Consider the following 19,421-nt stretch of genomic DNA (forward strand, 5'->3'; position numbering starts at 1 on the left):
CATGGACCAGTCGATCGGCGCGCAGGAGCAGCCCCGCTACATCAAGCTCAATGCGCGCGACAATGTCGCGATCGTGGTGAATGATTTCGGCCTGCCCAAAGGCTCTCGCTTCGCTTGCGGCCTGACCTTGCAGGCTTTCGTCCCGCAGGGCCACAAGACCGCGCTCACGGACATCGCCGAGGGCGCGCCGATTATCCGCTATGGCGAGGTGATCGGCCATGCTCTGTCGCCGATCCTCGCCGGCGAATGGGTCGACGAGGCCCGCATCCGGACGCCCGACGCGCCGCCGCTCGACCGGCTCGAGATATCAACCGCGGTGCCGCCCGTATTGCCGCCGCTTGAAGGCTTCACTTTCGAAGGCTATCGCAATGCCGACGGCTCGGTCGGCACCAAGAACATCCTCGGCATCTCCTCATCCGTGCAATGCGTCAAGGGCACGATGGAATATGCGGTGAAGCGCATCCGCGCCGAGCTGCTGCCGAAATATCCCAATGTCGACGACGTCGTGCCGCTGACCCATGCCTATGGCTGCGGCGTCGCTATCACTGCGCCGGACGCCGTGGTACCGATCCGCACGTTGCAAAACCTCGCGCTCAATCCGAATTTCGGCGGCGAGATCCTCGTGGTCGGCCTCGGCTGCGAGAAACTTGCGCCGGAGCGGCTGGTGCCGGACGGCGTCAATGATGCCATCGTGCGGATGCAGGACGAAGCGTTCGACGGCTTCGGCGCGATCGTCGATGCGATCATGACCCAGGCCGAGGCCCGGCTGAAGGTGCTCAACGCCCGCCAGCGCGAGACCTGCCCGGCCGCCGATCTCGTCATCGGCCTGCAATGCGGTGGCAGCGATGCATTCTCCGGCGTCACCGCGAATCCCGCGGTCGGCTTCGCGGCCGATTTGCTGGTGCGATCAGGCGCGACCGTGATGTTCTCGGAGGTCACCGAGGTACGCGACGCGATCCAGCTGCTGACCCGCCGCGCCGTCAACGAGGATGTCGGCCGCGCGCTGATCCGCGAGATGGCGTGGTACGACGCCTATCTTGCCCGCGGCGGCGCCGATCGCAGCGCCAACACCACGCCGGGCAACAAGAAGGGCGGGCTTGCCAACATCGTCGAAAAGTCGTTGGGCTCGATCGTCAAGTCGGGCTCCGGCCCGATCGCGGGCGTGCTGTCGCCGGGCGAGAAGGCGCGGCAGAAGGGCATGCTGTTCGCCGCGACACCGGCCAGCGACTTCATCTGCGGCACCTTGCAGCTCGCCTCCGGCATGACCTTGCAGGTGTTCACCACCGGCCGCGGCACGCCCTATGGCCTTGCCGCCGCGCCCGTCATCAAGGTCGCGACCCGCAGCGAGTTGGCGCGGCGCTGGAAGGACCTGATCGATTTCGACGCCGGCTGCATCGCAACCGGGGAGAAGACGATCGAGGAAACCGGCTGGGACCTGTTCCGCCTGATCCTCGACGTCGCCAGCGGCCGCACCAAGCCTTGGTCGGACAAGTGGGGCATCCACAACGACCTGACGCTGTTCAACCCTGCGCCGGTGACCTGAGGCACCCCTCTGACGGCCGATTAACCGCCGGTTAGCCACGCCTCCAAGCGCGAGGGAACGTCGCAATTCGATTCAAATTGTCTGGGCATGGAGGCAATCATGAGCCGGACAATTGATCATCTCAAGGATGAAGCCGACCGCGCCGAGCGTCTGGCGCGCACCGGCATGGATCCACTGACGGTGGAACGGTTGCGCGCATTCGCCGCGGAATGCCGCAGCCGGATCGCGACCGAACGCCGCGACGCTCCGGCGGCCGGCCTGCCTTGCCGCGACCTAGAGCATCATGCAGATCCACTCACGCATAAGCGCGAAATCTTGCACAAGGAACTCCGCTGAACACACATTCACCAGTGTGGCGAAATGCTCATGTTCCATGCGTTGAATAGCCTGATTTGATGGACCATGTCCTCATCAACAGGAGGACGTTCCATGAAGCAATCCCAGCACTTTCTCGACAATGCGGAGAACTGCGCCCAGCTTGCCGAGCGCGCCGGCGACGAGCCGGCCTACAATCGCTTCAAGCGCATGGAAGCGGCCTGGCGCGCGCTGGCAAAGGAGCAGGATTGGCTCGACGGCGAGACCTCGCCGTCGGAAACCGCGGCATGAGCCAAGGGGCCGTGGCGGCCGGAATGACGCCGCCACGGCCCTCGCCTATTCGGCGCTGCGCTGCCGCTGCCAGCGCAGCAAATAGGCCTGTAGCCGCCAGATGATCGCCGAGAGCACGACGCCAACCAGCATCAGCACCACCACTGCGACCATCATGCCCGAAGCCTCGCCGCGTGCCTCCGATTCGATGATGAGGCGGCCGATGCCGCGCTCGGCGCCGATGAATTCACCGACGATGACGCCGATCAGCGCAAACGAGATCGCAGGCGTCAGCGAGGCGAACACCCAGGCCATCGTCGAGGGGATCACCACGGTGCGGGTGATCTGCCATTCGCTGGCGCCGAGCAGCCGCGCGGCGTTGGTGAAGCCCTCGTCGATCGAGCGCGCGCCCTCGAAGGTGTTGAAGAACACGAGGAACACGACGACGATCCAGGACGTCACGATCTTGGACATGTCGCCGATCCCGAACGCCAGCACGATGATCGGCGCCAGCGCGATCCGCGGGATCGAATTCACCGCGGTGATGAAGGGCTGAAAGATCGCGCTGAGCCGGTCCGATCGCCCGAGGATCAGCCCGGCGACGAAGCCAGAGACCACGCCGGTGACGAAGCCGAAGAAGGTGTTCTTCAGGGTGATCGCCGTCGCCGCCCAGAGATTGTTCTCGTTGCGCGCCAGGCACTTGCCGAACTCGCCATTGAACCAGCCGTTGAAGGCGCCGAGCTTGGAGGTCAGGCAGCTCTGGATCAGGAAGTTGTCGAAGATCATCGACGGCTTCGAGATGAAATAGGGATCGAGCAGATCGGGCACCAGCCACGGCAGTTTTCCGCGCAGGTCGTAGCCCCATTGCCAGACCGACAGCACGACGGCGCAGATCAGGACCTGCCAGCCGATCGTGCCAAGCGTCCTGTACCTCTTCATGTGCTGCGGCCCTTGACGAACTCCTCGCCGAGCGAATGCCAGATGTGCTGGAACAGCTCGGCATAATGCGGAGTCTCGCGCACCTTCACCGCATCGCGCGGGCGCGCGAAGTCGACCTCGAACATGTCCTTGATGCGGCCCGGCCGCGCCGAGAACAGGATGATGCGGTCGGCCAAGGTCAGCGCCTCGCCGAGATCATGGGTCACGAACAGCACGGTCTGCTGCTCGCGCTCCCAGATCCGCAGCAGCACCTCATGCATGTCGATTTTGGTGTGGGTGTCGAGCGCGCCGAACGGTTCGTCCATCAACAGGATTTGCGGCTCGACGATCAGGGTGCGCATCAGCGCCGCGCGCTGCCGCATGCCGCCCGACAGCGCCGACGGATAGGCATTCTCGAATCCCTTGAGCCCGGCCTGCGCGACGCATTCCGCGATCCGCTCTTTCCGTTCCGACGCGGGCACGCCCGATAGCTCCAGCCCATAGCCGATATTGTCGCCGACCGTCCGCCACGGAAACAACGTGTCGCGCTGGAAGACGTAACCGACATTGGGCGTTGCCTTGCCGGCAACGACGCGTTTGCCGTCGATCAGGATCTCGCCGCCGGTGGGACGGATCAGCGAGGCGATCATGTTGAGCACCGTGCTCTTGCCGGAGCCCGACGGCCCCAGCAGCGCGACGAACTCGCCGCGGCGGACGTCGAAGGTGACGTCGCGCACGGCCTCGATCGTGGTCCTGGCGAGCTGGAACGACTTGCTCAGGCCCTTGACCTCGACGCGGCGCTCGGCCGACGCGCGCGGCAACAAGGTTGCGCGTGTCTCCAGCGCGCTCAACCCGGATAGGCCTTTCGCGCCGCGTCGATGAGGTTCGAGTTGACCACGTCGGCGATCTTGAGCGGCTTGATGCCGGTCATCTCGCGGAACCAGACCTTCTCGCCGCGCGCGAAGCTCGCCGCGTCGATCGACCCTTCATAGTCCGCGACCTTCTGGATCGCCGTGATCTCCAGCAAATTGGCGTCGCGCGAGGTGCTGCCGACATAAGGCTCGATGGCCTCGTAGACCTCGACCGGCTTGTGCGCCTTGATCCATTGCGACGCGCGCCACAGCGCGGTGACGTAGGCCTGCATCTTGGCCGGATCCTTGTCGATGGTCGCCTGCAACGTGAAATGCGCCGTCACCGGCACCTTGCCGCCGATATGCTTGTTCCAGATCGCCTCATCGGTGCCGTCGAACAGCAATTCGCCCCAGCCCTGCTGCTTCGCCTCGTTCAACAGCGACAGCGAGCTGACGAGGATATCGACCTGCTTCGACTTCAGCGAGCCCAGCATGGTGTCGACATTGCCGGTGCCGATCCAGGTCACCTTGTCGTCGAGCCCCATGGTTTCCATGTAGTAGGACGCCCAGACATGGTTGGTGCCGCCCAGCGAAGACACCGAGACGATCGGCCTGCGGCCGTCGGGCCGCTTCCATTGCGTGAAGGCCTCCAGCGAGTTGATGCCCTGGTCCTTCAGGTCTTTGCGCAAGATGAACATCACCGAGTTCGACCTTGTGTCGACCGGCAGCAGCACGCGCGCGGCTCGGCCGTGGTTGGTGAGCTGCATCGGATGGGTGACGTCGCCGATGCCGATATCGCCCTGCGATGAGGCGATGATCTCGCGGGTCTTCACGCCGCTGCCGCCCTGCACCAGCTTGCAGTCGAGCCCGGCCTCCTTGAAGTAGCCGATACGATCAGCGACGAATTGCGTCTGGTAAACCGGCACCGCGACCGGATAGATCGCACGACCCGGAATAGCCTGCGCCCATGTCCGCCCGCTCGCCAGCGCCGCACCGCCGGCGGCGATCACCGTCAGGGCCGAACGCCGCGAAATGGAGGGTATCGCCAGGCGCGTCATCACGCGTGCTCCCTGGCCGATATCTTGTCCAGCGCGCCGAGCACCGCATCGCCCATCTGGACGGTCGACAGCTTCTTCGCGCCGGCTTCAGCAATATCCGCCGTTCGGGCACCGGACGCGAGCGCGGCCTGCACCGCCTGCTCCAGCAAATCCGCATCCTCGGGCCGGTTCAGTGTCAACCGCAGCAGCATCGCCACGCTGAGGATCGAGCCGAGCGGATTGGCGATGCCTTTGCCCGCGATGTCGGGCGCGCTGCCATGCACCGGTTCGTACAGTGCCTTGCGCCGGCCGAAGCGATCGACCGGACCGAGCGAGGCCGACGGCAGCATGCCAAGCGAGCCCGAGGCCATCGCCGCACAATCCGACAGGATGTCGCCGAAGATATTGCCGGTCACCATGACGTCGAACTGCCGCGGCTCGCGCACGATCTGCATCGCGGCGTTGTCGACATAGAGATGGGTCAGCTCGACGTCGGAGAATTCCTCCTTGTGCAGCCTGATCACCTCCTCACGCCACACCACGCTGGTCTCCAGCACATTGGCCTTGTCGACTGAGCAAACCTTGTTGCGCCTCGTACGCGCCAGCTCGAACGCCGAGCGCGCCACGCGGCGGATCTGGTTCGTCGTGTATTGCTCGGTGTTGAAGCCGCGGCGCTGGCCGTCCGGCAAGGTCTCGATGCCGCGCGGCTCGCCGAAATAGATGCCGCTGGTCAATTCGCGGATGATGACGAAGTCGACGCCGTCAAGCACCTCGGGCTTCAGTGGCGCCGACGCCGACAGCGCCGGGCTCGCCATGATCGGTCTCAGGTTGGCGTAGAGATCGTATTTGCTGCGCAGCCCCAGAAGACTGCCGGCCTTGCGCGCGGCCGCGGGTACCTCGGTCGTCTCCGGACCGCCGGTCGCGCCCCACAGGATGGCGTCGGCCTCGTCCATTGCTTCGGCGGTGTCCTCCGGCAGCACCTTGCCGGTCGCCAGATACGGGATCAGGCCGTACTGCGCCTCGCGCAAGGTCATCGGCGCGCCACGCTTGGCCGCAAACCAGTCGAGCACGCGGCGCGACTGCGTGGTGACCTCGGGACCGATGCCCTCGCCGCCGACCACGGCGACCTTGACCATGTTGGATGGCGTGCTCATGCAGATATCCTTGTCGAATGAATCCAGGGCCGTGCGGTGCGGTCGGAAGCCTGGAAGGCGTGAATCTCGCTATCGCGCTGCAACGTCAGCGCCACCTCGTCGAGCCCTTTCAAGAGGCCTTCGCGCCGCCGGGGGTCGATCTCGAAGGTATGCCGGGCGCCCGACGGCGAGACGATGGTCTGCGCCTCGAGGTCGATCGAGACCTTGCCGGCGCCCTGCGTCGCCTCGATATCGGCGGCGAGTTGATCGACCAGCGCCTTGTCGACCACGACGGGCAGGATGCCGTTCTGGAAGCAGTTGGCGAAGAAAATATCGCCGAAACCGGAGCCGATGATGGCGCGGATGCCGCGCTCCTGGAGCGACCACACCGCACCCTCGCGCGACGAGCCGCAGCCGAAATTCGGCCCGGTCACCAGGATCTCCGCGTCCCGGTACGGCTCGCGATTCAGGATGAAGTCCGGATTCTCCGAGCCATCAGGAAGATAGCGCAGTGAGCCGAACGCCCATTTGCCGAGCGTGCCGCGGATTCCGTTGCCGACCAGACGCTCGATGCGGATGATCACGTCGGTATCGATATTGCTGCGCATGATCGGCGCAGCAGTCGCGGTGAGTCTGTCGAACGGTTTCGGCATCGTCTAGCGCCCCATCATCCTGACGTCGGCGATCGCACCGGCGATGGCGGATGCGGCTGCGCTTGCGGGGCTCGCCAGATGCGTCCGCGCGCGCGGCCCCTGCCGGCCGACAAAGTTGCGGTTCGAGGTCGAGACCGAACGCTGCCCCGGCGCCACCACCTCGCCATTGGCAGCCAGGCACATCGAGCAGCCCGGCTCGCGCCATTCGAAGCCGGCCTCGATGAAAATCTTGTCGAGCCCTTCGGCGACCGCCTCGCGCTTGACGTTCTCCGAGCCCGGTACCACCCAGGCGCGGACCCCGGCCGCGACCTTGCGGCCGCGCGCGACCTCGGCCGCAGCACGCAGATCGCTTAAGCGGCTGTTGGTGCAGGAACCGATGAACACCCAATCGACCGGCGTGCCGGCGATCGGTGCGCCGCCTTGCAGACCCATATACTCCAGTGCGGTTTCGATCGCCGCACGCCGCAACGGATCGTCGACCGCCTTCGGATCGGGAATGACGCCGTCGACGCCGACGACATGCTCGGGGCTGATGCCCCAGGTGACCTGCGGGATGATCTTTTCGACATCGATCACGACCTCGCGGTCGAACACCGCGTCGGGATCGCTCGGCAATTCGCGCCACGCTTTCACGGCGAGATCCCACATCTCGCCTTGCGGCGCGTAGGGACGGCCGCGCAGGAATTCGAAGGTTGTCTCATCCGGCGCCACCATCCCCATCTTGGCGCCGAGCTCGATCGAGAGGTTGCAGATCGTGAGCCGACCCTCGATCGGCAGCGCGCGGATCGCACTCCCGGCATATTCGACCGCATAACCGGTGCCGCCGGCGGCGCCGATATGCCCGATCAGCGCCAGAATCATGTCCTTGGCGGTGACGCCGAGCGGGAGCTTGCCCTCGAAGCGCGCACGCAGTGTCTTCGGACGCTTCTGGATCAGCGCCTGCGTCGCCAGCACATGGGTGAGCTCGCTCGATCCGATGCCGAAGGCGAGTGCGCCGAGGCCGCCATGGGTGCAGGTGTGACTGTCGCCGCAGACGATCGTCGCGCCCGGCAGGCTCAAGCCGAGTTCGGGCCCGATGACATGGACGATGCCCTGGCCAGGCTGATCGACATCGAACAGCGTGATACCGCTCGCCGCGGTCTCGGCCCGCAACGCGGCCAGCAATTCCATGCCGATCTTGCTGGTCCCGGCACGACCGGGCGCCGTCGACAGCGCGTGATCGGGTGTCGCAAACGTCAGCTCGGGATTGTGGACCTTGAGGCCACGGCTCTTGAGATCGAGCAGGCCGCGCGAGCCGCCGAGATCGTGCAGCAGATGACGGTCGATATGAAGGAGATCAGTGTCCTCGCTCAAGCGGGCAATGACATGCTGATCCCAGATCTTCTCGAGCAAACTTCGGCCGGGCATCCGCCTTCCCCTGCTCTCTGCGTTTCCATGCGTTTGATCTCATTGGCGCCAATCTGTGCCAAAGTTGTCGTCAAGTGAAGCCGTTTCGGCCTAACATCACATATGTGATGGAGGCGCTCATTGCCCCGCGCCGCGGAGACAGCCATGCCGAGCTCGAACAAGACGGCCATCGTCAAATCGGCCATGCGGACGTTTGCGGTTCTGGAGTTCTTCCGGGAAACGAAGCGGGCCGCTTCGGTGACTGAAATATCGTCGGCGTTGCAGATGCCCCAATCGAGCACGTCGGTGCTGCTTAGCAGTCTCGTCGAGTTGAACTACCTCGAATACGACCGAAAGACCCGGCGCTTCATCCCCAGCTACCGGGTCGGTCTGCTCGGTGATTGGATCCGTCGGTCTCCGTTCCGTGACACACAGCTCACCGATCTGATGGAGGAACTCTGGAGCGCGACTGGCGGCGAAACCATCCTGCTTGGACAACAGACCGGCGCCGCCGGGATGCGCTATCTACACGTCGTGCCGAGCGGCTATCAACTTCAGTTCATCACACATGCTGGTCAAATACGACCGATGGTTCGTACCGCGCTCGGACACGTACTGCTGAGCCAAATGCCAAACACCAAGATTCGCGGCATCATCCGTCGCAACAATGCCGATGAGCCGAGTCAGTCGGCGCGCGTTCGCGAAACGGCGTTCCTCGAAGAAATCGAGCGCATTCGCCGCCGCGGCTTTTCCGAGTCGGGCGGCCGCACGACGCCGGGCGCAAACACGATAGGCATGCTTGTTCCGCTGCCAAAGCGACGCGCTCCGCTGGCTATCGGCATCGGCGGCCCGATCGAACGGATCGCGGCAAAGCGCGAGCACATCATTGCAGTGATGCAAAGCCGGCTGAAGGAATTGACGGATAAAGCCGGGTCGAGGTTCGTCGAGAAATGACCTCTTGGCGCGTGGTGCGGATGACTACGCGACTGCACAAGAGATCCTATGTCGTCCCGGCCTGGTGCGCAGTTGCGCACGGGAGCCGGGACGACGGGAAAGGCTGCGAAGGCTCGCAAATGTTACGACGCCAGTGCTTCCTCTGGCATCACGGCCGACAGATGCTGGCTCTCGGCCACGGCGCGGTTGGTGATGCGGCCGCGATGGACGTTGAGGCCGGCGCGCAGATGCGGATCCTCGACCAGCGCGCGCAGCCCTTTCGACGCCAGCGCCAGACCGAACGGCAAGGTCGCATGATTGAGCGCGTGGCTTGAGGTGACGGGTACGGCGCCCGGCATGTTGGCGACGCAATAATGCACGATATCGTCGACCAGATAGGTCGGCGCCTGATGCGTGGTCGCCTTCGAGGTCTCGAAGCAGCCGCCCTGGTCGATCGCGACGTCGACCAGCACCGCGCGGCGCTTCATGCTGGCGAGTTGCGCGCGCGAGACCAGTTTCGGTGCGCTGGCGCCAGGCACCAGCACCGCTCCGATCACGACATCGGCGGCGATGATCTCCTGCTCGATCGCCTCCAGCGTCGCATAGCGAGTGCGGACCCGGCCGAGGAACAGATCGTCGAGCGCGCGGAGCCGCGGCACCGAGCGGTCGAGGATGGTGACGTCGCTGCCGAGGCCTGCGGCCATCCGCGCTGCATGAGTGCCGACCACGCCACCGCCGATGATCGCCACGCGCGCCGGCGGAACGCCGGGCACGCCGCCGAGCAGCTTGCCCATGCCGTCGGCGGATTTGCGCAGCGCAGCGCCCGCGGCTTCGATCGCCAGCCGGCCTGCGACTTCGCTCATGGGCGCCAGCAGCGGCAGCCCGCCATGCGCGTCGGTCACGGTCTCATAGGCGACCGCGGTGCAGCCGGACGCAATCAGCCCCGTGGTTTGCGGAACGTCGGGCGCGAGATGCAGATAGGTGAAGAGGATCTGTCCCTCGCGCAGCCTGATCCATTCGGACGGCTGCGGCTCCTTCACCTTCACGATCATCTCGGCGACGGAGAACACCTCTTCGGCGGTGTCGGCGATCCGTGCGCCGGCCTGGGTGTAGACGTCATCACCGGCGCCGATGCCGTCACCCGCGCCGCGCTGCACCACGACCTCGTGCCCGTGCGCCACATATTCCCGCACTGAGGCGGGTGTCAGCCCGACCCGATATTCCTCGACCTTGATCTCCTTGGGCACGCCGATGCGCATGGTCCGCTCCTTGCTAGATTGGTTTCCGCCAACCAGAAGGCTATGCTCCGCCACACGGCGTTTCTCAGCGAATTCCGGCTTGCTCACAGCCAAATACGCTCATATCTTTCACGTCCAGCTCAATCCTTGAAGGAAAACTGCGTGGACGGTCTCGATCGCATTGACCTCAGAATCCTCGCCGAGTTGGTCTCTGACGCCCGCGCCAGCCAGATCGAGCTGGCCGAAAAGGTCGGACTGTCGCCGACCGCCTGCGCGCGGCGCATTCGTCATCTCGAAGAGATCGGCGTGATCCGCGGCTACCGCGCCGACCTCGAACCATCAGCGCTCGGACTGGTGACCACGGTCGTCGTCACCATCACGCTGGAGAAGCAGAGCGAGGATTATCTCGCGGCGTTCGAGGCCGCGATCGCGCGTTGTCCAGACGTCGTGTCCTGCCATCTGATGTCGGGCAGCGATGATTATCATCTACAGGTGATCGCCCGCGACATCGCCGACTTCGAGCGTATCCACAAGCAGCATCTGTCGCGAATGCCGGGCGTCGCCCGCATCCATTCCAGCTTCGCGATGCGCGAGGTGGTTCGCCGCACCATTCCCGAGACCGCGTTGCGCGGTTAGCACTCAGGATGGATTGCGGCTCGCGCGCGGCCACATCCGCGCCAGCGTCTCGTCCTTCTTGACGAGAACATGCCAGAGCGTCGCGGCGATATGCAGCGCAACCACCGCATAGACGAAATAAGCCAGCGCGCCGTGGGCCAACTCGCCGGCCTCCGCCACCGCCTTGTTGTCGGCGAACAGGCGCGGCCAGCTGAAGGTCCAGAAGTAGCGCAGCGAGTAGCCGCCGGCCGATGAGAACATGTATCCCGTCACCGGCATCGCGAACAGGATGGCATAGAGCGCCCAGTGATTGAGCCTCGCCGCGATCCTGACCAGCGGCGAAAACGAGCCCGGCTCCGGCGGAACCGTGGTGACAGCGCGCACCATCAGCCGCAGGATCGCCAGGAAGAACAGGGTGACGCCGAGCGACTTGTGCACCTCGAGCAGTTCGCGCCGCGGCGACGTCCCCGCCGGCTGCAACCCGCAATAGAGCCCGATCAGCATCGCCGCGATGAACAGCACTGCCGTCGCCCAGTGAATCCTGCGCAGCAGCGGGTCGTAGCTGGCCGTCATATCCGTCGTCACAGGTCGCCTTCGCGTGAAGCCAGCCCGTGCGGGTTCGGCCTGAAAAAGGAAGCCGTTCTGTAATGGATCGGGCCGGGCCTGCCTACCGGCGCGGCCGTCACATTCGATCACGATCGCGAAGGCTGGAGGGCCAAAGCCCCTTCGTCATTCCGGGGCGCGCGGAGCGCGAGCCCGGAATCCATTCAACAGCGACACGGCGGCATGATGGATTCCGGGCCTGCGCTTCGCGCATCCCGGAATGACGAGACCGGGGTTTGGCGGCCCCCCATTGTCACAAACAGTGGGCCGCCGCTCACTGTCACAATCGCCGCGCTGTCACAATCGCTGTCACAATCCCGTAGCCGCCCTGCCCGTGCCACACGCATTTTTTAGTCGTGATTCGTGACCTTCTATGACAGAATTACTACAGTTCAATATCAATTCGGTTACACGCGGAGCGGTGAATGAGCATGGAGCGGCGGGCACGGCCGGTTTCGCTGGCTTGGTCGAATCCAGTGGTCCGGTGGTGGGGGCTCTTGAGCCTCGTCAGCGCCGCCAACATCGCGGTCTGGTTCGCGCTGTATCGCCAGTTCCACGAACAGTCCAACGGCAGCTTCAGCAACACATCCGGCATCGGCCTGATGATGCTGCTGTGCGCGGCCTATGTGTTCGGCTGCGCGTTCCGTTCGGTGCTGCCGCGCGCCGACGTGCAGCGTATCTGCCTGTTCGACCACTGGCTGTCGAGCGTCGTGGTCGGCCGCACCGTCGCCACCGTCGCCGAGGTCTGCTTCGCCGCGCAATGGGCGATCATCCTGCATCAACTCGGCACCATGACCGGCGCCGACACCACCGTGACCATCGCCTGGATCATCGTGCCGCTGATCGTGATCGCGGAATGCTTCTCCTGGTACGCGGTGCTGACCACGCATTATCTCTGCAACGCGATCGAGAACTCGATCTGGGCCGTGGTGTTCTTCCTGGTCGGGATCGCACTGTGCCGGCTGCTGCCCGAGTTTCATGGCCCGGTGCGCTGGGCCCTCATCGTGGCGATCGTCGGCATCGCCGCCTTTCTCGCCTTCCTGATGACCATCGACGTCCCGATGTACCTCAACCGCTGGCGCGCCAACCTCGCCGCCGGCGGCACCCTGCTGCATCCGCTCGACGGCCTGCGCGACGTCAGCCGGCGCTGGGTCGTCACCCATGACATCGCCGAGTGGCGCGAGGAGATCGCCTGGATGTCGCTGTATTTCAGCATGGCGGTGTGGTCGAGCCTCGCGCTCTGCGTCGGCTATTCGCTCGAGGATCAGCTGCCGCGCTATCGCACCGAGCCTGCGATCGTGACGGCGGCGCCGGCGACAGTCAGCACGACGCCCACCGCGCAGCACACCGCAACGATCGACACAGCCACGCCGTCGCGGAATTGATCGACCCACGCGGCTTGTGGCGCCAGGCGCTTTCGGAGTAAACGCTGGGTCGTCCCCATTCAGCCCTCAGCGCTTTCCATGCCCCGCATCACCATCATCGAAACCGGGCTCGTCAGCCCGCAATACCGCGAGCGTCACGGCAGCTATCCGCAGATGTTCGAGCGGATGGTGACCGCAGCCGATCCGTCGGCGGCCTGCGATGTCGTGAGCGTCGCCGGGGGTGAGGCGCTTCCCGATCCCGCGACACTCGACGCGATCCTGATCACGGGATCAGCGGCCGGCGTCTACGATGACGTCGAATGGATGGCGCCGCTCGAAGCGTTCGTGCGTGCGGCCCATGACAGGCATGTTCCGATGGTCGGCGTCTGCTTCGGTCATCAGCTGATCGCGCAGGCGCTCGGCGGCACGGTGCGCAAATCGGAGAAGGGTTGGGGCATCGGCCGCCACGTCTATCGGCTGGCGCCGGACAATGGCTTGCTCGAAGGCGAGACGGTCGCGGCCGCCGCCTCGCACCAGGATCAGGTGATCACCCCGCCGGCCTCGGCGCGCACCATCATGTCGTCCGAATTCACGCCCCATGCCGGGCTGCTCTATGCCAACGGCACGACGCTGTCGGTGCAGCCGCACCCGGAATTCACCGCCGGCTATGCCGACGCGCTGTGCGACCTGCGGCGCGGCCTGGCGCCCGACGCCGTGGTCGAAACCGCCAAGGCATCGCTCACCGAGCCGCTCGACCACGCCACGCTTGGCGGCGTGGTCACGCGCTTCCTGACGCAGCGACCGCGCTAGCCGCGCGGCGGCGCTGCGCCGCAGGACGGACTACCAGTTTGTCGCAAATCCTGCCTATAACGCCGGCTGGGGCCGGTCCCGGTCATTTCGGGCGCATAGATGGCGAGTTCTGCCCCGAGGGTGGCCTTATGAGCTTTCAGGACGTTCGCAGCGCCGTATGGGGACCGGTCTCACTCCGGCCCAATCTTTGGGACGTCGCGGCGCTGCTGCTGCTGGTCGGCGCGATGGTGCTCGTCGTCTATGGCGGCGAGCAGACCACCGTGCCGCTGTCCGAGCTCGCGCGCAGCCCGGTGTCGCTCGATCCGGCCAACCTGCCGTATTACGCGCTCCGGACCACGATGCGGATGCTGCTGGCGATCGTCTGCTCGGCCATCTTCACCTTCATCTACGCGACCGTCGCGGCTAAGAGCCGGCGCGCCGAGATCGTGCTGATCCCGATGCTCGACATCCTGCAATCGGTGCCGATCCTCGGTTTCCTGACCTTCACCGTCGTGTTCTTCATGAACCTGTTTCCCGGCCGCGTGCTGGGCGCCGAGTTCGCCTGCGTGTTCGCGATCTTCACCAGCCAGGCCTGGAACATGACCTTCAGCATGTACCAGTCGCTGCGCAACGTGCCGAAGGATCTCGAGGACGCGACCGCGAGCTTCCACCTCTCGGGCTGGCAGCGGTTCTGGCGGCTCGACGTGCCGTTCGCGATGCCGGGCCTGATCTGGAACGCGATGATGTCGATGTCGGGCGGCTGGTTCTTCGTCGTCGCATCGGAAGCGATCACGGTCGGCAACACGACGGTCACCCTGCCCGGCGTCGGCGCCTATGTCGCGACCGCGATCGATCAGAAGAACCTGCCCGCGATCGGCTACGCGCTGCTCGCGATGCTGATCGTCATCATCGCCTATGACCAGCTGCTGTTTCGCCCGATCGTCGCCTGGGCGGACAAATTCCGTTTCGAGCAGACCGCGTCCGGCGAAGCCCCGACGTCGTGGATGCTGGACCTGTTCCGGCGCACCCGCGCGCTGCGCGCCCTGACCTATCAGCTCGCCACGGTGAACAAGGCGGTCTCGACCATGCGCATCGCGTGGCCCGCGATGCTTCGGCCCACCGGCAAACCGGGGCAGCCCTCGCGGGTCGTCGATGGCATCTGGATTGCGGTGGTGGTCGCCACGGCCGGCTACGCCGCCTGGATGGCGTATCAATATCTTTCCGCGTCGCTCGGCCTGTCCGATCTCGCCGCTGCCGTCGGCTATGGGCTCGTCACGCTGCTGCGCGTCATCGTCCTGATCGCGCTGGCGTCGCTGATCTGGGTGCCGGTCGGCGTCTGGATCGGACTGCGGCCGAAGCTCGCCGAGCGGATCCAACCGCTCGCGCAGTTCCTCGCCGCCTTCCCGGCCAACCTTGCCTTCCCGGTCTTTGTCGTGCTGATCGTCCGCTTCCACCTCGATCCGAATGTCTGGCTCAGCCCGCTGATGATCCTGGGCACGCAATGGTACATCCTGTTCAACGTGATCGCGGGCGCGGCCGCCTTCCCGACCGACCTGCGCGAGGCGGCCAGCAGCCTGCACCTCGGGGGCTGGCGATGGTGGGTGAAAGTCGTGCTGCCGGGCATTTTCCCCTATTACATCACCGGCGCGATCACCGCGTCGGGCGGCTCGTGGAACGCATCGATCGTCGCGGAGGTCGCGAGCTGGGGCGATACCCATCTCGTCGCCACCGGCCTCGGCGCCTATATCGCGCGCGCGACGGAGGCCGGCGATTTTCCCAAGGTCGTGCTCGGCATCGTCGTGATGTGCGTCCTGGTCACTTTGTTTAACCGCATGCTGTGGCGGCCGCTCTACGCCTTCGGCGAGCGCCGCCTTCGCCTCGGCTGATCGAGAGGAATTCCGATGCTCGACCAAACCAACCAGACCGCGCTGATCGACATTCGCAGCGTCTCCCGCTCGTTCCCGAAGGGAAGCGGCGAGCAGCTGCTGGTGCTCGAGAATGTCGACCTGACGATTCATGCCGGCGAGATCGTCGGGCTGCTCGGCCGCTCCGGATCGGGCAAGTCGACCTTGCTGCGCATCATCGCCGGGCTGGTCGCGCCGTCGTCGGGCGCCGCGACCTGCCGCGGCGAAGCCATCGCCGGACCGCCGAACGGCGTCGCCATGGTGTTCCAGTCATTCGCGCTGTTCCCCTGGCTGACCGTGTTGCAAAACGTCGAGCTCGGACTGGAGGCGCTGGGCGTCGACGCCACCGAGCGCCGCAAGCGCGCGCTCGCGGCGATCGACCTGATCGGCCTCGACGGTTTCGAGTCCGCCTACCCCAAGGAATTGTCCGGCGGCATGCGCCAGCGCGTCGGCTTCGCGCGGGCGCTGGTCGTGCACCCCGACCTGCTGCTGATGGACGAACCGTTCTCGGCGCTCGACGTGCTGACGGCCGAGACGTTGCGCACCGACCTGATCGACCTCTGGATCGAAGGCCGGCTGCCGATCAAATCGGTGTTGATGGTGACGCACAACATCGAGGAAGCCGTGCTGATGTGCGACCGCGTCCTGGTGTTCTCGTCGAATCCGGGGCGCGTCGCGGCCGAGTTCAAGATCGACCTGAAACATCCGCGCAACCGGCTCGATCCGTCCTTCCGCCAGCTCGTCGAGCAGCTCTATGCGCGCATGACGCAGCGCGCGGAGCCCAGGGCACCGTCGCTCGAAGGGGTTCCGGGCGGCGGCGTCGGCATGGTGCTCGACCATGTCTCTTCCAACGAGCTGTCCGGCCTGATCGAGACGCTGGCCGGGCCGCCCTATGGCGGACATGCCGACCTGCCGGTGCTGGCGAGCCAGCTCCAGCTTGAGACCGACGAGATCCTGCATCTCGGCGAGTCGTTGCAGCTGCTGCGCTTTGCCCATCTCAGCGAAGGCGACCTAGTGCTGACCGACCCCGGCGTCCGCTTCGCGCACCTCGACACCGACGCGCGCAAGAAGTTGTTCGCCGAGCATCTCGTCAACCATGTGCCGGTGTTCGGCCTGATCAAGCGTGTGCTCGACGAACGGCCCTCGCACATGGCGCCTGCCGCGCGCTTCCGCAACGAGCTCGAGGACTACATGTCCGAGGATTATGCGGACGAGACGCTCAAGACCATCGTATCCTGGGGCCGCTATGCCGAGCTGTTCGCCTATGACGAACAGTCCGAGACGTTCAGCCTCGAAAACCCGGGCCACGACGGCGCCTGAGCGGTGCGGCGAGCCTCCGAACCAACGCGACGGCTTGCCCCAGGGCGTCAACCGCCGGCAGCCGCCACCTCGACGCGCGGCAGCGCGCTTCGCGACGCTGCCTGCAAGGCGCATTCGACGAACCGGCGCGGCAGCAGCGAGGCGTTCGAACGCATCGCCACCAGCATCCGGCTTTCCGCATCCGGCGTATCCAAGGTCTTCGCCACCACGTTCATGACGCCGGCCTGCTGGTAGCAGGACGGCAGGATCGAAAGCCCGATCCCGGCCGCGACCAGACTGAGCACGGTGCGCAGTTCATGCGCCTCCTGCACGATGCGCGGCGCGAAGCCGGCCCGCCGGCACAGCATCGCCGCCTGGTCGCCGACGCCGCAACCGCTCTCGGCCATGCCGACGAACTCGTGCTCGGCCAGATCGGCGACGGTCAGCTTGCCAGGTGCTGCGGCGAGCGGATGATCGATCGGCAGGAACACCATCAACCGGTCGCGCCACACGACATGAACTTGCAGGTCGGCGGCGGGGCGGAAATCGAGCGGCGGCCGCATGATCGCGACATCGAGCTCGGCGTCGGCTATCGCTTGCAGCTGCTTGGCCGTCGACATGTGCCGCAGCTCGATCTTCACCCGCGGATAGCTGGCGCGGAAGCTGCGGAACAGTTCGGCGAACATGTCGAGCATCGGAACGGAATCCGTAAAGCCGACCCGGACCGCGCCGGCCTCGCCACGCGCTGCGCGGCGCACGGTCTCGGATGCCAGATCGAGCTCGCTGACGGCGCGCCGCGCATGTTCCAGCAGCAACTGGCCGGCCTGGGTGAGCTCGACGGCGCGCCGCGTCCGCGACAGCAGTTGGGTGCCGAGCTCCTCCTCCATCGCCTTGATCTGGGTGCTGAGCGGCGGCTGACTGACATGCAGTCGCTTGGCGGCGCGGCTGAAGCTGAGCTCCTCGGCCACCGCGATGAAATAGCGAAGCTGCCTGTAATCCATCGCTTATTCCGATTCCCTATAAGTGAAGGGTCAAAGCGGTATTTGACCTCCCAGGACCGTTTCCCGATCTTGGCGCCAAAATGCCGGTGCTCCAAGGGATAATGCGGGGCAACGCGCACAGCCGGTCAGCCATGCGAAATCGCCGCGAATAACCGGCGCTGCGCCCGGTTCGATCCACCGGCGCCAAAACAAAAGCAAGGGAGGATTACAATGGCCGAAGCGGCAGCAAGCGAACTGGAGCGCGACACCATCCGCCGGGTCTATTGGCGGCTGATCCCGATCCTGTTCGTGATGATGTTCTTCAACTATCTCGACCGCATCAATCTGGGCTATGCCGGGCTGACGATGAACAAGGATCTGGGACTCAGCCCGGCGATCTTCGGCTTCGCCGCCAGCATCTTCTTCCTCGGCTACATGGTGCTCGAGGTGCCGAGCAATCTGATGCTGCACTGGCTGGGGGCCCGGATCTGGCTGGCGCGCATCCTGATCACCTGGGGCCTCGTCGCCACGCTGACCGCCTTCGTCTGGAATCCGCTCAGCCTTTATGTGATGCGGTTCGGCCTCGGCGTCGCTGAAGCCGGCTTCATGCCCGGCGTCGTGCTCTACCTCACCTACTGGTTCCCGTCGCGCTATCGCGCCCGCGCGGTCGCCGGCTACATCATCGCCGGCTCATTTTCCGCGGTGCTTGGCGGGCCGATCTCGACCAGCATCATGACCTTCCTCGACGGCGCAGGCGGACTGCATGGCTGGCAGTGGATGTTCATTGCCGAGGGCGTACCGACCATTCTGCTCGGCCTGTTCACGCTCTATTATCTGACCGACCGACCGGCCAAGGCGAGCTGGCTCACGAACGAGCAGGCAGCCTGGCTGGAGGGCGAGCTCGCCGCCGAGCGGGCCGAGATCGAACGACAAGGGCAGCACAGGTTGATCGAATGCGTCCTCGACATCAGGGTCTGGCTGCTGGCGGCGCTGTTCGGCTGCGCGCTGGTCGGCATCTACGGCCTGTTGCTATGGCTGCCGCAGATCATCAAGGGCATGGGCGACCTCAGCAACATCCAGGTCGGCTTTCTCTCGGCGATCCCGCCGCTGCTCGGGGTCATCGGCACCATCGTGGTCAGCCGCAGCTCGGACAGAACAGGCGATCGCAAGTTTCATCTCGCGGCCGTCTATCTGCTCGCCGCCGTCGCGATGCTGGGCAGCGCCTATGTGTCGAGCCCGGTGCTCGCCTTCGTGTTCCTCTGCATCGTCGGCTTCAGCCTGAACGCCGGCAACCCGCTGTTCTGGAGCATCAATGCCTCGCTGCTGACGGGTGCGGCCGGCGCCGCCTCGATCGCCATGGTCAACACGCTTGCGCAGTTCGGCGGCCTGATCGGGCCGTGGTGCATCGGCCTGATCAAGGACTCCACCGGAAGCTTCTCCTGGGCGCTGGTCGGGATCGCCGGCTTCCTGCTGGTCGCCTCCGCCATCGCCGCCACCATGCGCGTCAAGCCGCGCGAGACCCAACTGACCGGCGCGATCCCGTCATCCCTCGCACACCGATAGCCCTGCCAAGGGGACAACAAGGAAGCC

At 65.4% G+C, this 19,421-nt stretch carries 19 protein-coding genes; 10 read left to right on the forward strand and 9 right to left on the reverse strand.

The window, feature by feature from the left end; genetic code table 11:
• Position 1: 1 nt before the first annotated feature.
• The 3 genes from garD (at position 2) to B2W55_RS11530 (ending at position 2,149) form a co-directional block, all read left to right on the forward strand.
• Positions 2 to 1,543 (forward strand): galactarate dehydratase, encoded by a 1,542-nt coding sequence (gene garD, locus B2W55_RS11520; protein WP_024580307.1) that lies wholly within the window; start codon positions 2 to 4, stop codon positions 1,541 to 1,543.
• Between the two features lie 99 nt (positions 1,544 to 1,642).
• Complete coding sequence (locus B2W55_RS11525) at positions 1,643 to 1,879, forward strand: hypothetical protein (RefSeq protein ID WP_024580306.1); 237 nt, start codon at positions 1,643 to 1,645, stop codon at positions 1,877 to 1,879.
• 93 nt (positions 1,880 to 1,972) lie between these two features.
• The gene (locus B2W55_RS11530; protein WP_168200260.1) at positions 1,973 to 2,149 is read left to right on the forward strand and encodes a hypothetical protein; all 177 of its coding nucleotides are present in this window, start codon (positions 1,973 to 1,975) and stop codon (positions 2,147 to 2,149) included.
• Between the two features lie 45 nt (positions 2,150 to 2,194).
• Here B2W55_RS11530 and B2W55_RS11535 read toward each other — a convergent pair whose 3' ends face one another.
• From B2W55_RS11535 to leuC, 6 genes are read right to left on the reverse strand one after another with little or no spacing between them, the layout of a single operon-like run.
• Positions 2,195 to 3,067, reverse strand: a complete 873-nt coding sequence (locus B2W55_RS11535; RefSeq protein ID WP_024580305.1) for an ABC transporter permease — start codon at positions 3,065 to 3,067, stop codon at positions 2,195 to 2,197.
• Positions 3,064 to 3,897 (reverse strand): ABC transporter ATP-binding protein, encoded by an 834-nt coding sequence (locus B2W55_RS11540; protein WP_024580304.1) that lies wholly within the window; start codon positions 3,895 to 3,897, stop codon positions 3,064 to 3,066. The genes B2W55_RS11535 and B2W55_RS11540 overlap by 4 nt, the downstream gene beginning before the upstream one ends.
• The gene (locus tag B2W55_RS11545; protein WP_024580303.1) at positions 3,894 to 4,955 is read right to left on the reverse strand and encodes an ABC transporter substrate-binding protein; all 1,062 of its coding nucleotides are present in this window, start codon (positions 4,953 to 4,955) and stop codon (positions 3,894 to 3,896) included. Before B2W55_RS11545 ends, B2W55_RS11540 begins: the two co-directional genes overlap by 4 nt.
• A complete protein-coding gene (gene leuB / locus B2W55_RS11550; protein ID WP_024580302.1) occupies positions 4,955 to 6,088 on the reverse strand; it encodes a 3-isopropylmalate dehydrogenase in 1,134 nt (377 codons plus the stop codon). Before leuB ends, B2W55_RS11545 begins: the two co-directional genes overlap by 1 nt.
• Positions 6,085 to 6,720: a 3-isopropylmalate dehydratase small subunit gene (leuD, locus tag B2W55_RS11555; protein ID WP_024580301.1), complete on the reverse strand. Its 636-nt coding sequence runs from the start codon at positions 6,718 to 6,720 to the stop codon at positions 6,085 to 6,087. Before leuD ends, leuB begins: the two co-directional genes overlap by 4 nt.
• Before the next feature lie 3 nt (positions 6,721 to 6,723).
• A complete protein-coding gene (gene leuC / locus B2W55_RS11560) occupies positions 6,724 to 8,127 on the reverse strand; it encodes a 3-isopropylmalate dehydratase large subunit (RefSeq protein WP_024580300.1) in 1,404 nt (467 codons plus the stop codon).
• Positions 8,128 to 8,271: 144 nt separating this feature from the next.
• Between leuC and B2W55_RS11565 the strand changes: the two genes are divergently transcribed.
• Positions 8,272 to 9,060, forward strand: coding sequence for an IclR family transcriptional regulator (locus B2W55_RS11565; RefSeq protein ID WP_024580299.1), 789 nt, complete (start codon positions 8,272 to 8,274; stop codon positions 9,058 to 9,060).
• A 122-nt stretch (positions 9,061 to 9,182) separates the two neighbouring features.
• Here B2W55_RS11565 and ald read toward each other — a convergent pair whose 3' ends face one another.
• Positions 9,183 to 10,298, reverse strand: coding sequence for an alanine dehydrogenase (gene ald / locus B2W55_RS11570; RefSeq protein ID WP_024580298.1), 1,116 nt, complete (start codon positions 10,296 to 10,298; stop codon positions 9,183 to 9,185).
• Between the two features lie 126 nt (positions 10,299 to 10,424).
• Between ald and B2W55_RS11575 the strand changes: the two genes are divergently transcribed.
• Positions 10,425 to 10,913 (forward strand): Lrp/AsnC family transcriptional regulator, encoded by a 489-nt coding sequence (locus tag B2W55_RS11575; protein ID WP_029878956.1) that lies wholly within the window; start codon positions 10,425 to 10,427, stop codon positions 10,911 to 10,913.
• Positions 10,914 to 10,916: 3 nt separating this feature from the next.
• On the opposite strand, the gene B2W55_RS11580 is transcribed toward B2W55_RS11575, so the two are convergent.
• Positions 10,917 to 11,465 (reverse strand): cytochrome b, encoded by a 549-nt coding sequence (locus B2W55_RS11580; protein WP_024580296.1) that lies wholly within the window; start codon positions 11,463 to 11,465, stop codon positions 10,917 to 10,919.
• A gap of 461 nt (positions 11,466 to 11,926) precedes the next feature.
• On the opposite strand from B2W55_RS11580, the gene B2W55_RS11585 reads away from it, so the two are divergent.
• The 4 genes from B2W55_RS11585 (at position 11,927) to B2W55_RS11600 (ending at position 16,872) form a co-directional block, all read left to right on the forward strand.
• Entirely contained in the window at positions 11,927 to 12,880 is a 954-nt protein-coding gene (locus B2W55_RS11585) for a hypothetical protein (protein WP_024580295.1), read from the forward strand.
• A 78-nt stretch (positions 12,881 to 12,958) separates the two neighbouring features.
• Complete coding sequence (locus tag B2W55_RS11590; RefSeq protein WP_024580294.1) at positions 12,959 to 13,669, forward strand: type 1 glutamine amidotransferase; 711 nt, start codon at positions 12,959 to 12,961, stop codon at positions 13,667 to 13,669.
• A 128-nt stretch (positions 13,670 to 13,797) separates the two neighbouring features.
• Positions 13,798 to 15,534 (forward strand): ABC transporter permease, encoded by a 1,737-nt coding sequence (locus B2W55_RS11595; protein WP_024580293.1) that lies wholly within the window; start codon positions 13,798 to 13,800, stop codon positions 15,532 to 15,534.
• Positions 15,535 to 15,549: 15 nt separating this feature from the next.
• On the forward strand, positions 15,550 to 16,872 hold the full coding sequence (locus B2W55_RS11600) for an AAA-associated domain-containing protein (protein WP_024580292.1): 1,323 nt from the start codon (positions 15,550 to 15,552) through the stop codon (positions 16,870 to 16,872).
• A 47-nt stretch (positions 16,873 to 16,919) separates the two neighbouring features.
• On the opposite strand, the gene B2W55_RS11605 is transcribed toward B2W55_RS11600, so the two are convergent.
• Positions 16,920 to 17,852 carry a LysR substrate-binding domain-containing protein gene (locus tag B2W55_RS11605; RefSeq protein WP_024580291.1) on the reverse strand — a complete coding sequence of 311 codons (933 nt, stop codon included), beginning with the start codon at positions 17,850 to 17,852 and terminating at the stop codon, positions 16,920 to 16,922.
• Positions 17,853 to 18,062: 210 nt separating this feature from the next.
• Here B2W55_RS11605 and B2W55_RS11610 point away from each other — a divergent pair, with 210 nt between their 5' ends.
• Entirely contained in the window at positions 18,063 to 19,394 is a 1,332-nt protein-coding gene (locus B2W55_RS11610) for an MFS transporter (RefSeq protein WP_024580290.1), read from the forward strand.
• Positions 19,395 to 19,421: the final 27 nt, after the last annotated feature.

The sequence above is a fragment of the Bradyrhizobium sp. UBA2491 genome (assembly GCF_002341725.1).
Lineage (GTDB): Bacteria > Pseudomonadota > Alphaproteobacteria > Rhizobiales > Xanthobacteraceae > Bradyrhizobium.